12 protein-coding genes are annotated in these 14,221 nt (G+C 60.2%); 8 read left to right on the top strand and 4 right to left on the bottom strand.

Annotated features, from left to right (window positions below; genetic code table 11):
* Positions 1-10: 10 nt before the first annotated feature.
* From VMA09_08270 to VMA09_08260, 3 genes are read right to left on the bottom strand one after another with little or no spacing between them, the layout of a single operon-like run.
* Complete coding sequence (locus VMA09_08270) at positions 11-1,222, bottom strand: CoA transferase (GenBank protein ID HUA33587.1); 1,212 nt, start codon at positions 1,220-1,222, stop codon at positions 11-13.
* The gene (locus tag VMA09_08265; GenBank protein HUA33586.1) at positions 1,223-2,443 is read right to left on the bottom strand and encodes a CoA transferase; all 1,221 of its coding nucleotides are present in this window, start codon (positions 2,441-2,443) and stop codon (positions 1,223-1,225) included.
* A complete protein-coding gene (locus tag VMA09_08260; protein ID HUA33585.1) occupies positions 2,437-3,192 on the bottom strand; it encodes a TetR/AcrR family transcriptional regulator in 756 nt (251 codons plus the stop codon). Before VMA09_08260 ends, VMA09_08265 begins: the two co-directional genes overlap by 7 nt.
* On the opposite strand from VMA09_08260, the gene VMA09_08255 reads away from it, so the two are divergent.
* The 4 genes from VMA09_08255 to VMA09_08240 are packed head-to-tail and all read left to right on the top strand — an operon-like array spanning position 3,171 to position 6,621.
* Positions 3,171-3,581, top strand: a complete 411-nt coding sequence (locus tag VMA09_08255; GenBank protein HUA33584.1) for an OB-fold domain-containing protein — start codon at positions 3,171-3,173, stop codon at positions 3,579-3,581. The genes VMA09_08260 and VMA09_08255 overlap by 22 nt on opposite strands.
* The gene (locus VMA09_08250) at positions 3,578-4,729 is read left to right on the top strand and encodes a thiolase family protein (protein HUA33583.1); all 1,152 of its coding nucleotides are present in this window, start codon (positions 3,578-3,580) and stop codon (positions 4,727-4,729) included. The genes VMA09_08255 and VMA09_08250 overlap by 4 nt, the downstream gene beginning before the upstream one ends.
* Before the next feature lie 6 nt (positions 4,730-4,735).
* Positions 4,736-5,740, top strand: coding sequence for a nitronate monooxygenase (locus VMA09_08245; GenBank protein ID HUA33582.1), 1,005 nt, complete (start codon positions 4,736-4,738; stop codon positions 5,738-5,740).
* A 14-nt stretch (positions 5,741-5,754) separates the two neighbouring features.
* Positions 5,755-6,621: an SDR family NAD(P)-dependent oxidoreductase gene (locus tag VMA09_08240; GenBank protein ID HUA33581.1), complete on the top strand. Its 867-nt coding sequence runs from the start codon at positions 5,755-5,757 to the stop codon at positions 6,619-6,621.
* 81 nt (positions 6,622-6,702) lie between these two features.
* Here VMA09_08240 and VMA09_08235 read toward each other — a convergent pair whose 3' ends face one another.
* Positions 6,703-7,206, bottom strand: a complete 504-nt coding sequence (locus VMA09_08235; GenBank protein HUA33580.1) for a hypothetical protein — start codon at positions 7,204-7,206, stop codon at positions 6,703-6,705.
* 395 nt (positions 7,207-7,601) lie between these two features.
* On the opposite strand from VMA09_08235, the gene VMA09_08230 reads away from it, so the two are divergent.
* The 4 genes from VMA09_08230 (at position 7,602) to pssA (ending at position 14,176) form a co-directional block, all read left to right on the top strand.
* The gene (locus VMA09_08230; protein ID HUA33579.1) at positions 7,602-10,022 is read left to right on the top strand and encodes a hypothetical protein; all 2,421 of its coding nucleotides are present in this window, start codon (positions 7,602-7,604) and stop codon (positions 10,020-10,022) included.
* A 395-nt stretch (positions 10,023-10,417) separates the two neighbouring features.
* Positions 10,418-12,205 (top strand): radical SAM protein, encoded by a 1,788-nt coding sequence (locus VMA09_08225; protein HUA33578.1) that lies wholly within the window; start codon positions 10,418-10,420, stop codon positions 12,203-12,205.
* 227 nt (positions 12,206-12,432) lie between these two features.
* Complete coding sequence (locus VMA09_08220) at positions 12,433-13,305, top strand: fatty acid desaturase (GenBank protein HUA33577.1); 873 nt, start codon at positions 12,433-12,435, stop codon at positions 13,303-13,305.
* 10 nt (positions 13,306-13,315) lie between these two features.
* Positions 13,316-14,176, top strand: a complete 861-nt coding sequence (pssA, locus tag VMA09_08215) for a CDP-diacylglycerol--serine O-phosphatidyltransferase (GenBank protein ID HUA33576.1) — start codon at positions 13,316-13,318, stop codon at positions 14,174-14,176.
* Positions 14,177-14,221: the final 45 nt, after the last annotated feature.

The following is a 14,221-nucleotide window of genomic DNA, read 5'->3' as shown; positions in this document are numbered from 1 at the left end:
CCTCCGTCCTTTAGTCCAGTACGCCGGCTTGCTTGAGCTCGGCAATCTCGCGATCGTTCATCCTGCACAACTCGCGCAGAATCTCGGTGCTATGCTCGCCGATTCGCGGCCCGCGCCGCGTCTCCGGAAGCGGGGAGCCTTCAAATGATGATCGCGGACCTTCGATTTCCGCCTCACCGAATTCAGGATCCTCGATTCGTTTCAAGTGATTCACGTGCCGCAGATGCGAATCGTGTGCGATATCGCCGGCGCGCGACACGATATGCGCCGGAACGCCAGCTCGCTGCAACATCGTTTCGGTTTCCTGCGCGTCGCGCATCTGCGTCCATTGCGATATCGCGGCGTCGATCGCTTCGCGATTGCGCAGCCTGCCGATCAGCGTGTCGTATTTAACATCGGCCAACATACCGCCGAGAGTCTCGCGCAATTTACGCCAATGTGTGTCGGCGGATGCATCGATCACGATCCAGCGATCCTCGCCCGCACACGGATAAACTCCCTGTGGACATCGAAGCGGCGACCCGGCGAATCCGCGCCGCGTGGGAATCGTTGCGTTCGCGGCATACTCGTAATACGCCGGCATCATGAACTGGATTCCCGCCTCGGCCTGCGCCACATCGATATAGCATCCTTCGCCCGTGCGCGATTTTCGATGCAGCGCGGCGAGCACGCTCGGCACTATGAATCGCGGCGCCACGCCGTCGGTCCACGGACCGTAGGTGCCGCTCGGCGCACGATCCGGCCATCCGAGCAGACCCGATGCTCCGGACATCGCGGCTCCCATGGTGCCGACGCCGCTGGTGCCTTGCGCATAAGGGCCCGTCTGCCCGAGGATGCTCGTCGACGCCATGATGATGCCGGGCTTGCGCGCTTTCAGATTCGCATAGTCGAGACGGAGCGATTCGAGCACGCCGGGCGTAAAGCTTTCGAGCACCACGTCGGCCCAGTCGACCAGGCGCAGGATCACGTCGCGGCCGCGCGGCTCTTTGATATTGATCGCCAGCCCGCGCTTGCCCGCGTTGAGGTTGTGATACGAAACGGAGCGCTCCAGGCCGGGCTTGCCATCCTTGAACGGGCCGAGCGTGCGTAGCGGATCAATCCGCTTTCGACTTTCAATCTTCACTACATCAGCGCCCAAGTCCGCGAGATAACGGCCGCTCACCGGGCCGACCATCACCCAGCTCATGTCGAGCACGCGAATTCCCTCAAGTGGACCGGCCATCTAAATGACTCCGTGAACAAACAGCGCCTGCAACTCGAGCGGCGAGACATCGGCGCAATCGCAAAGAATCTGGGCCGTATGCTGCGAGAGCGAGGGCGCGGGACGTTTGGTTTCGATCGAGAAATTCGAGAACTGCGCAAAGCGCGCGGGTACGTCGATCTCGCGGCCGTCAGGCGTGATTTGCACGGAATTCCACAGCCCGCGCTCGCGATATTGCGGCGACTCGGCGACGTCGCGCATGTCCATCACCGGCGCGGCGAGCAAGCCGAGTTTTCGCGCCGCCGCGCCCAGCTCGGACTTGGTCTTGCCGCGGCAGAGCGAGCTAACGCCTTCGACCAGCGCCCGAAGATGATCTGGCGTCGAAGTTTTCCTGGCGAGGTCCTGCGGAAATGTGATCCAGTTTACGTCGGCGATCTCGCGCGACATGTGGCCTTCGTCCGCGGCCCACTTCGCAAGCCGCTGCGTCATCGGACCGAATGCCGGACCGAACGCGGGCACAGTGACGAGCATGTACCCGTCGGCGCATTCGAAAATCGCCGGCACGCGCACCCCCGCAATCGTCGTCTCGGCGCGTCTCGGCTCGTGATTTCCCGAACCGATGATTGTTGGCATGCTCATCGAACTCATCATCGCGGCGATTCGCGCCGAGAGTTCGGCGCGCTGTCCTTGAGCGCCACGATCGCGCGCGACAATTCCAGCGAGGACGGCGATAGCCGCTTCGGACCCGGCTTCCATGATCGATTGCGGCACCGAGTAGAAAAGCGGAGGACGATCCGAATCTCCCGTCATCGACGGCGCTCCACTCGAGGCCATCACCAGGAGATCGGTCGCGAGGTAATCGCTCTTCGGACCGGTACGCGCGAATGCGTTGATCGTGCAGCGCACCATCGTTCCGGGAAGATCGATGTTGTCAAGTGGCGCGCCGACCGGCGCTGCGGTTTCGAGGATCGCGTCGAAGTTGCCCGCGAGCAATGTCAGCAGCTCGCGGCCATCCGCGCTATCCAGGTCGAGTGTGATCGCGCGCTTGTTGCGATTGAGCGCGTGCCAGGCAAGGCTGCGCTCGATTCCCGGAACCGCGTCGAGAAACGGCTCCATCCTGCGCCCCGGCGCTCCACCGGGCGGCTCGACCACGACCACGTCGGCGCCGAAATCTGCCAGGATGCGACCCGCCATCATCGTCTCAGGAGCCGAAATTTCCAGCACGCGAATGTCGTTCAGCATCGCGACACCCCTTTGGCCGGCCTCAGCGCGCGTTCCAGGTTTCTGGTTGCGTCCTTGATGACGGCATCGAGCTTGAATGAGTTCGGATCGATCAAGCGCTGGATCACGAGGCCTCGTAACGTCGCCACGATCAATGTGGACTGTGACTGCGAGTCGACACCCGCACGAATCTCACCGTTTCTGATTCCTTCGTCGATGTGCCGCCTGATACTGCGACGGAAGTTTTCGTCGGCCTGCGCCAAGTCGGGCCTGATTTCCGGAACTGGTCCAAGTGCTTCGCCGATCAGCGCGTACATAGCGAGCCATTCCTTTTCGGCCGCGGCCCTCAAGTAGCTCTCGCACATGAGCTTCAAGGCCTTCAGTCCGTCGTTTCCCTTGAGAGCCGGCTCAACGGACTTGCCGAAATCATGCTGCAGCTTTTCAATCAGGGCGCGCACCAGGGCGCCCTTGGAACCGAATCGATGGCTGACGAGCCCGTGCGTATAGCCGGAACGTTCGCCGATCTCGCTGAGCGTAGTACGGCTGCTGCCCTGGCGTGCTATCAATGCGACGGCGGCCTCGAGCATCCGTTGATGCGACAGTTGGCGGCGTTCCTGCTGTGTCCGCCGGCTGGGACGGCGCGCGATCGGTGAGGAATTCATCATACGAAAAGCAGAGCTAGCATATTTATTGACTGGCTGACAAGAAAGTTTGTATGGTTGGGCGAACTTAAACGGGAGAACCGCCGATGTCTGAGAACGCGTCGCCACCGACTGAACTCTTTTCCGCTGCGGCCGAGCCTGAGCTGAACGGCCGCCGCTGCCGCGCCTGTGGCTATGTCTTCTTTCCGCCGCAGTCCTATGGATGCGAATACTGCGGGGCGCCAGGCGATCAGCTCGAGCCGAAAGCGCTGCGCGGCGCGGGAGCGCTCGCGTCGTTTGCCACCGTGCATCTGCATCAGGGAAAAGATATGGAAGCGCCGTTCACAGTTGGCGTCATCGTGCTCGACGACGGCCCCGCGGTCCGCGCAATACTGACGCAGCGCACCGACGAAGGCCTCAAGATCGGCGAGCGGATGCGCGCGGTGATCGTCGAAACGAATTCAGAAGGCGCGCGTGCGCGTGAACTGCGCTTTCGCAGAGAGGAGACCGCGCGATGAAGAAAACGCTACGCCAGATGCGCCCGGTGTACGTCGCCGGAATCGGTCTCCATCGCTATCAGCGCATGAGCGACACGCCCTACGTCACGCTTGGACTCACGGCGATTCGCGAGGCAATTGCCGACGCGAAGATCGAATGGCGCAACGTCGAGTCGGGGTACACTGGCACCGCGTTTATCGGGATGGCGGCGAGCCGTCCGATGCTGCGTCATCTGGGCGCGACCGGAATCGCGATAGCGCAGGTCGAGAACGCGTCGGCCTCGGGATCGACCGCGGTGCGCCAGGCCTGCCTCGATGTGGCGAGCGGACTGACTGATGTCTCGCTCGCGGTAGGCGTCGACAAGCCGGGGCCGATCGCGGGCGCGCCGGGCAAGACCAATATTCACGACCTGGTTGGCCGCCGCGTCGTTCCCTTCACGCATTTCGCGCTGCTCGCCAACGAATACATGAATCGCTACGGCGCCACCGCAGAGGAAGTCGCGATGGTCGCCGTTAAGAACAATCGCAACGGCGCCAACAATCCATACGCGCAGCGGCAGAAGGCCGTCACGCTCGACGAGGTTCTGGCCGGCCCGCCGATTTCCGGATCGCTCACGCGCCTGCAGTGCTGCCCGGTGGGCGAAGGCGCGGCGGCGGTGATCGTCGTTTCAGACGATGCGATCGATAAGCTCGGTATCGATCGCTCGCGCGCGATCCGGGTGACTGCATCGGTGTCGCGCAGCGAGCGCGTATATCGCGGCGCCAAGAACTTCGACGCCGAGTTGACGCGCGAGACCGTCGCGCAAGCCTACGACGAGGCGCAAATCTCGCCGCAGGAACTCGATGTCGTCGAGTTGCACGACGCGTTTACGATCGAGGAGCTGCTCTACGTCGAAGCGATGGGGCTCTGCGGCGAGGGCGAGGGCGCGCGCATGATCACGAGCGGCGCCGTAGATATCGGCGGCAAATGCGCGATCAGCGCCTCGGGCGGGCTGCTCGCGATGGGCCATCCGATTGGGCCGACTGGCACCGGGCAGGTCGCCGAGATCGCGCGCCAGTTGCGCGGCGAGGCGGGAGTGCGGCAGCAGCCGAACGCTCGCACCGGTCTCGCCCACATGGTTGGAGTCGGCGCGGTGTGCGTCGTTCACGTCTTGCAGAAGGATTCCTGAAACATGATGCCAGGTCGTATTCCAGAGAAAATCGCGAGCCGCCTCAGGCTGCCGCTGATCGCCGCGCCGATGCTTTCGGTGTCAGGTCCGGACCTCGCTATCGCAGCGTGCAAGGCTGGAGTGATCGGATCCTTTCCACTTGCAAACGCACGCTCGATTGACAACGTCAACAACTGGTTAACTCAGATCGAAGCCGCGCTCGCCAACGCCGCCGATAAATCCGGGCGGCCGCCGGCGCCCTTCTGCCCCAACCTGATTATCAAGCGCGCCGAGATGCGCGCCGAGCTCGAGGCGCTGGTGAAGCATCGCGTCGAGTTAGTGATCACCAGCGTCGGCTCGCCGGTCGAGGCGATTGCGCCGCTGCACGACGTGGGCTGTATCGTGTTTGCCGACGTCGCGACGGTTCATCACGCAGAACGCGCGATCGCGGCCGGCGTCGATGGACTGATTCTGCTCACTGCGGGCGCTGGCGGACAAACCGGCTGGCTCAACCCGCTGGCATTCGTGCGCGCGACGCGGCGGATGTTCGACGGACCGATCCTGCTGGCCGGCGGAATCTCCGACGGCGCGGCGCTGTGGGCAGCGGAGGTCCTCGGATGCGATCTCGCATACATGGGCACCAAGTTCATCGCGACCACCGAGAGCATGGCGACCGACGCGTACAAGCGGATGCTGGTTGATTCGACGATGGATGACGTGATGCTCACGCAGGCATTCACTGGACTTGATACCAACATGCTGACGCCTTCGATGATCAGGGCAGGGCTGGATCCCCGCACGCTGCCGCCGCGAGTGTCAGTCGAAGAAGCCGCGCGCAACTTCAGCAGCAAAGGCGAGATGAACGGGCCGCGCCGATACAAGGACATCTGGAGCGCGGGACATTCCGTGTCGGGCGTGACGCAAATCCTGAGCGCGGCAGAGCTGGTCGAGCAAACCGCGCACGAGTACGATGCGGCGCGCAATCGCACCGCCGCGATTCTTCAGGGCAGATTCGGATCGCTGCGACATTAACCAGGAGTCAAATCATGGCCGATTCCGGCAACGTCTTTGAACGCGGGCGCGGCGCAATAATCACCGGGGGCGCGAGCGGTATCGGCCTTGCCACCGCGAAACGTCTCGCAGCGCTTGGTATGCGCGTATGTATCGCCGACCTTGACGAAGGCTCTCTTGAAAAAGCCGCACAGGAACTCGGCAGCCTGGCACCGGGCGGCGCATCGGATGTGCTCGCGCTCAAGACCGACGTTTCATCGACCGCCGATATCGAGAGACTTTGCGCGGCTGCCTTCGATCGCTTCGGCGACGTCGCTTTCCTGATGAACAACGCCGCGGCCTTTGATGGTGGCGACGTATTCGGCCCGCTCGAAAACTGGCATCAACTTATCAATGTGAACCTCGTCGGCGTGCTGAACGGTGTCCAGCGCATCGGGCGCGCGATGGTGGATCGGAAAAAGTCCGGTGCGATAGTAAACACCGGCTCGAAGCAGGGAATCACGACCCCGCCGGGAAATACGGTTTACAATGTCACCAAGGCTGGGGTGAAAGTTTTGACCGAAGGGCTCGCGCATACGCTGCGGAATATTCCCAACTGCCATATTACCGCGCATCTGCTCATTCCGGGCTTCACGTTCACTGGCACGATGTCGCGACGGATGCCGGCCAAGCCACCCGCCGCGTGGACTCCCGATCAAGTGGCGGAACGACTATTCGACGGCGTCACGCGCGGTGACTTCTACATACTGTGTCAGGACAACGAAACCACCCGCGAGCAGGACGAGCGCAGAATCCTCTGGGCGGCGGGCGATATCGTGGAGAATCGCGCGGCCTTATCGCGATGGGATCCTCGCTACAAAGAAGCCTTCGAAGCGTTTATGAGCAAAAGCCCCGAGCGATAGGCGAAAAATGGCAGTCCGCCTAAGCAACCGACGTGCATTTTTGCGGGCTGATATTAGCGGCGGCCACGGGTCGGATGCTTCTCAGCTCAGGCGCCCGGATGCGAAATCATCGAGCGTAGTCGTAGCGAGTACAGTACCGTCCTTGGCGACGATGTCGAATACGTTTCCGTCGATGGCCTCGCACAGGAAGATCACGGTCGTACCATCCTGCCCACCATATTCCATATGCAGGTCGCCCGCGGGCGTTGGCCCCTGAAAGCCGGGCTTACGCGTCTTGTGGAGAATCTGCAACTCGCTAGTGTCGACTATGTGATGCTCACCCTGGAGCACGCGGGAAATAGTTCGGCCCAGATGCCGATGAAAATGGCAATATGAGTTTGGCGCCCATTTCGCAATAAACTCGATTACGCCCGCAGCGCGGTCGACGTCGGTGACGGCCACCGAATAGTCGATAGGGTAATCGAACTTCGGACTACCCTTCAATTGCTGCCAGTCAAGACGATTTGACTGAAGACGCGGGAGGGCGTCGGACGAAAACCCGGCCATCAATCGGTTCGGAGTTCTGACCTGCTCGCTCGATTCCATTTAGTTCGTGTACTCCTCCTTAACCTCGGAAGTCAAAATCCGAACGCAAGTTCGCCGAACGCCGCATAATGAGGGCGAGATCGTTGGCGCCATTTCTCGCAGCCGGCCGCCGGGGTCGAGCCTCTCGATCACGGCCCTGCGATGAAGCGGCGCCACGAATTCAGACCGCCGCGCAAGCCGATCGATGATCCACCTGCCCGTCGACGTTCGCCGGTCGATGCGCTTCTTCATGCGGACATTAGATTGCACTGCTTATGTATTGATTACATTTGTAATGCATCCTACTGCTTGACGCAATTGTTCTAACTGGACTAGATTTACCCGAGTCTTCGTAGCCGAGTGACTGAGGATCGACCTGGTAACGATCGCAAAGAACCCAAGGATGGCTTCGTGAGATGGCACTGAAACGTTCGGATCGGCTCGCCACTCGCCGCATTCCTACCCGTTCGGGCGTCGCCCGAGAGCCGCGCTCGCGCGGTTACCGCGTCGCGCTTTTGGCCGCACTCGTGTACCTGCCAATGCTGGCGGCGGCTGGCTGCGGCGGATCATCCGGCGCGCCCGCACCTTCGGGTCCGCCCTCCAATCTCAGACCGGGATCGGCGTTCACGCAGGCCGCGCCGCCCTTGTCTCCCAATACGGTGTGGAAGACGCCGGTCAATCCCGAAATGGATTTTGCGACCGGGCTCGCTCCGGCGGCTCAGACCACCCCGCTCTTCGACCAATATTTCTACATAGTCAACGGCCTGCAATCTGACGGCTCTCCGCTGCCGACCGGGCCTGGCGCTCCGACGCCCTCCTCGACACCGCTGGTACTCACGGTGAATGGCGCGGCACCCAACGGAGCCACCAATCCTAACGGTGGTACCGCGGTTGGCCTGGCGCCGCTCAATCCGAACTCCAACGGCAGTCAGCTGTGGAAGGCGGTTGCGGCGCCGACCGCGAATAATTTCTATTTGCGCAGCGCCGAGAGCTTTGCGGTGAGCCAGGTCAATATCGGGGCGTTCAACTCGCTGGTTGGCTACGGCGCTTCCGTGGCGCCCCTGGAACTTGGGTCCATCACGGGGTGGGCAACGTCGATCTTCTGGAATGAGCAGACCTCGCCGACCGGCGACATCAGCTCGTTCGAGCAGTGGAACTATGGAACCTCTGCCGGCAATGCAGCGCAGCTAACCAATCTCAGCAGCGGCGCGCAACTCTTCAGCTTTTCGCCGGTATCGGTTTCTGTCGGCGCGCAGTCTCCAGCCCCTAACAACCAGTGGTATACCTATCCCAACTACTATCTTGAACAGGTAATCGATCAACCGAATTCGAATCCACCTTTTCCTGCGGCGGCCGATTCCGGGCAATGTGCTGCTTACACCTATCTCAGCAACGCGATTCTCTGTGGTAATGGAACCACTCCGTGTCAGGTTTCGACCCAAACCTGCAACTACGAAGGGACAACCTACTCGGGCATCCGATGCTTATACATCAATACCAACTCCTCGAGCACCCTCACGACTTGCGAGTCTAATACTTCTTCGATTCCCGGGGAGATTCCGCACAATCCCGGCAATGGCACATGCGACGGCGTCACGACCAGCATCTCCGACGCGGATTGGACTGCAACTTACATGCAGATACACCAGGAATGTCAAAACGCATCAAATGTTCAGCTGATGTACTCAAACTACACTAGTATCATTGACTATATTCAAGCCCAGGATATCAACGCCACCACTCATCTGGCGCAGGACGTGAATGTCTCAAAAGAGCAGAGCCTTCATGCCACGCCAATCGATTTCATCGAGGGAATTCTCTACACCGCCCTCAACGCCATCAGCATCCCGGGCTCGGGCGCATTCGCCAACCTGATTGCAACTGCGGTTACAACGACGCTCGCGCAAGGAGGCGAAACAGCTCAACAGTTCACGCAGCGTCTCGACACCACTGTTGGCAACCTGGCCGGCGACCTCAATACTGTCTTCGACATCCTGACTGAGAATGAAGCGAATGGTGAGACTGCGGTCCTCGAAGATTGGGGCCGGCTCTCGATCGTCGGCCCGCTCAGTCAGATCGACGGCTACAACGGTCTCGGCCTGCCACCAGGTGAAACAACAAATATCGGCAACGCAGCCTTGAAGGGCTATTCCTTGACGGCGATGCAGGCCCTGGCTCCGCTGGCGTATAATCTGCAAATCTCATTTGCCAATAGTGGGGCTCCCACCGGTCTCAACACGAATAACTACAATAGCTATAACTACTCGACCTTCGGCAGTAATACGAGTAACAACAACGCGGGCACCTTCCAGGATAATCCGTCGCTCACGGTGATGAAGACTGATATTTTCGGCAATGGTGCCAATCCGTTTGAGGTATTCAACGCAATCGATGGTTGGGATTCGCTTAACGTCAATATTGTTAAACACGAGAATTGTAGTATTACGGCGATTACCTTGTTCAACGCGACTTCAACCGACCTGAGCGTCAATATCACTCCCTCGGAAGGAACTGTCGCCAAACCGGGATGCAGTCAGGTGAGCTGCGAGTCCGGATGGAGCGGCGCGGAACTGCGGCCGTACGGCTACCTGACACTTTTTGCGGGAGCGAACGCCGCTTTACAGCATCTGCGTGATGAGGTCGATGTCTATTCGTTTGGCACACTAGTAGGAACTGTCAGCGTGAGCGGAACGGGCTTTTGTCAGCTTGGAACGATCCTGGACGGGAGCGCGGCCTCGAGCCCGGGCTCGGCGTTCAGCTTCACCCCGGTTCAAACGCAGACGCCGGTCTCCGATACGGCCGACGGCGGAGTCTGGACAACGATCTATCAGCCATAGAGGCACTGGCTCCGAACGGCCGCCAATACTGAAGGAACGGAACACTCGATTATCGCGACGCAGTAAACTACCGAAGAACCCAGCCTCTTCAAGCGGTTTTCGAAATTTTCGTTCCGAAGTCAGCAGGCTTTTACGCCCGCTTCGTTAGCGATTTCGCATTCCTCACGCTCCTCGCCAATATCAGCGATTTGTTTGCCATTGGCTTGGTTCTGGCCCTAGTATGAGGACAGAACATCTTAAAGCCTAATAATCCATGATTGGCGATAAATGCCCTTATGCCAACATTCGAAAAGACTTGAGAACGAATTATGAATGAGATGGGCGCCAGGCAAATGGACACGACCAAGGGTGCAGGCCTATTCAGCGGGCGCCGGGTCAGATAGGGGCTCACGGGTGTGAACAATTCCGCTGGGCAGAAATTTATCGTCGAACTCATCAAGCCCTCTCACTATGACGACGACGGATACGTCGTGCAGTGGTGGCGCGGCTCGATGCCTTCGAACTCGCTTTCCGCGCTTTACGGGATCATGCTCGATGCCCGCGAGCGGCGCGTGCTCGGCGACGAGGTTGATATCGAGATCAACGTCCGCGATGAAACGAACCTGAAACTGCCGCTCAAACGCATCATTGGCAACCTTGAGCGTAACGGCAATCGCGGAATCGTTCTGTTGGTCGGAGTGCAGAGCAATCAGTTTCCGCGGGCGATGGACATCATGCGGCAACTTCGCGCCGCCGGAATCCAGGTCGCGACGGGCGGCTTTCACGTCAGCGGATGCATCGCGATGCTTCCTGAGATGCCGCCTGACCTTCAGGAGGCAATCGACCTCGGCGTCACGTTATTCGTTGGCGAAGCCGAGGGCCGCGTCGATGAGTTGCTGCGCGCAGCCTTTAAGCGCGAGCTCAGGCCAATTTACAACTATCTGGCCGAGCTGCCCGGGATGAACGGCGCCACGCTGCCCTTTCTGACCAAGCATCACATCAAGCGCAATCTCGGCAATCTCGGGAGCTTCGATGCGGGCCGCGGATGCCCGTTCAGTTGCAGCTTCTGCACGATCATCAACGTGCAGGGACGCAAATCACGCTATCGCACGGCCGACGACATCGAAGCGCTGATGCGCCAGCATGCCGCGCAGGGGGTCCACAGCTTCTTCATCACCGACGACAACTTCGCCCGCAACAAGAATTGGGAGGCGATCCTCGACCGGCTCATCGTCCTGCGGCACCAGGACAAAATCCGCATCAACATCGCAATGCAGGTGGACACTCTCTGCCACAAGATTCCGAATTTCATCGCCAAGGCGGCGGCCGCCGGGGTCAGGATTATCTTCATCGGGCTGGAAAACATAAACCCTGAAAATCTGCGCGCCGCTTCCAAGGGTCAGAACCGCATAACTGAGTACCGCAAGATGCTCCAGGCGTGGCGCGCGGCCAAGGTCATGACCTTCGCCGGCTATATCCTGGGCTTTCCGTCGGATACTTCGCGAAGCATCGAGCGCGATATCGAGATCATCAAGCGCGAGCTGCCGATCGATATCCTGGAGTTCTTCATCCTGACGCCGCTGCCGGGCTCTCACGATCACAAGGAAATGTATCTCAAGGGCGCGCGGCTCGATCCCGACATGAATCGCTACGACCTCGAGCACGTGACCAGCGATCACGCCAGCATGAGCGCGAAGGAGATGGCAGAGATCTACGACCGCGCGTGGCATCTCTATTACACTGCCGAGCACGTCGAGACGCTGCTCAAGCGCAGTATCGTCGGCAGGATGCGGCCGAGCCGGATGTCCAAGTACATCTTCTACTACTACGGATGCTACCGGCATGAGGGCGTGCATCCGCTGCAAGGGGGCGCGTTTCGGCGCAAAATTCGCAGTCAGCGGCGGCCCGGGATGGCGATCGAAAATCCGCTCGTGTTCTATCCCAAGCGCCTGGCGCAGATCATCAAGACCTACGGCCGCGCCGGATGGTATGGGCTCTGGCTCGAGCGCTTACGTTGGCGATGCGAATCCGATCCCAACAGAATGCAATATACCGACCTCGCGATAACTCCGGTCAGCGACGAAACCTCGGAGTCGCTCGAGCTGTATGAACTGAACGATTCAAGCCGCGCAGCGCTTGAGCAGGCCCGCGCCCGTCATCGTCGCGCAAGCCGCGCAGCCGGCGCGGCATCGGGCGCGCCTTGAGCTAATCGCGCCGCCTGCGTCGTTCGACGCAACCTCGAAAGCGTGAACATCCGGGAGCGAGCCGCGGCCCACGGAATGTAGAGCTTGAAATAAGCGGAAGCGAAGACTAAAACAAGCTCTAAATAATTAGAATGCGTGTATCTTTACTCTTTATAGCACAAGTAAACCTCAGCAGACCCGTGCTGACAGTCGAGACCTTTGATGGTCAGACGCCGTGAGGACGCCCGGTGATATCACCATCTTTTGACCTCGACTCCTCTGCGCTCGAGAAGGAACCAGGGCCCTGGCAATGGCCGTGGTGGCGGACCACGCGCCAGCATGCGCCAACCTTTGCGTGGATCGTGCTCATCCATATTACTGCGGCGATTGGATTGATTCTCTTCCCGTGGCCTGGATGGCGAATGGTCGTCGCAATGTTTGCGGTCGGATGGATTGGCGGAATCGGGACGACCGTGTGCTTCCACCGGGCTATCGCGCATCGTTCGGTGAGGCTGAGTCCGGTCGTGGAAGGGCTGTTGATCTTCCTGGCGATGTTCAATGGTTCGGGCTCGCCGGTGAGCTGGGTATCAAACCACCGGCTTCATCACGCGGCCGCCGACACCGACGAAGACGTATCCAGTCCGCGCCACGGATTCTGGTGGGCGCACCTATGCTGGCTCTGGCAGGCGCCGGTTCCATCGGTCGAGCGCTATTGTCCGGACCTCGACAACCGTTATTACCACTTCTGGACCTACCTTCTCGCCCCGATCCTGTTGGTGGCCTATTCCTGGGGCTTGCTATTCAGTCTGCAAGCATTCTTCTGGATGGGTTCCATACGAATGATTGTTGCGCTTCACGCGCAATGCTTCGTTAACAGCATCTGTCATATGGAACCGGGCGTCGCGATCGGTGAGGATTCGAGCCGCAACGTGAGATGGCTCGGATTGATGCAACTGTTTATCGGCGAAAATTGGCATCGCAACCATCATTCGCGCCCTGGCATCGCAAGGCTCGGATGGAACTGGCGTCAGCCCGATGCCGGATATTTCCTTATCAGAAGCCTCGAGAAGATTGGCTTGGCGAGCGAGGTCCGCGATTTCCGCCATTCGAGGGCACTATAGAAAGGGCTCGATGCTCGAACCGCCACTTGAAGGTGAGTGCCGCGTCTCGGAAGCCATGCCATCGAGAATGATGTGGCTGCCCAGCGCCATCACTTCATCGGGGCTCCTCCTGGGTTGTCTTTCGCTGGCGTCATCCCTCGACGGCCATTTCCAGCGCGCCGCCATCTTCATTTACCTGGCCCTTCTTTGCGACGTGCTCGATGGTTTAGTGGCACGGCTGTCACGCACGATGAGCGCTTTTGGCAAAGAGCTCGACAGCCTGTCCGATCTCGTCGCATTCGGCGTCGCGCCCGCAGGCCTCGCCTATGCGTGGGCGCTCAGACCCGCCGGGCTCATCGGCGCGTTGATTATCGGGCTCTTCGCACTCGCCGCGGCACTGCGCCTGGCCCGCTATAATCTGGAATCCAAAGGCGGCTTGGTTAACCACCACCGCTTCGTTGGGATGCCGGTGCCTGGGGCGGCGTCAGTGATCGCGGGTCTGGCGTATTGCTACCAATGTTATCCCGAACTTGATGCTCCAGTTCTCTGCGCTTGTGTTGCCGTAGTTATACTGCTGCTTTCGGGCCTGATGATTTCGCGAGTGCCCTATCCCGCTTTTAAGGTCGCCAATCTGCGAAGCTACGTCTGGTTGCCGATCACCGGTGTAGTAGTCACGGTCGTAGCCTTTATCGTTCCCGGCATTGCCGCGGTGGTACCGCCCCTCGTTTACCTTGCTTGGGGGCCCCTGCTCGTGCTGCGCGACGCCACCCACGACAAAGGGCAGAGCGAGAATCAAATCGCGCACATCCCGGCTCCATCGCAGCGCAACCCACCGTCGCCGTCCGCTGCTGAAAACTGGCACACGACGGCGACAGTTCCCCCGGCGCGATGACGCGGGCCGCATCAAGTGAGATTGCATCCGATCGACGGTATCAAC

This window comes from Candidatus Binataceae bacterium (assembly GCA_035508495.1).
GTDB lineage: Bacteria > Desulfobacterota > Binatia > Binatales > Binataceae > JASHPB01.
This window is presented reverse-complemented; position numbering and strand designations above follow the sequence as displayed.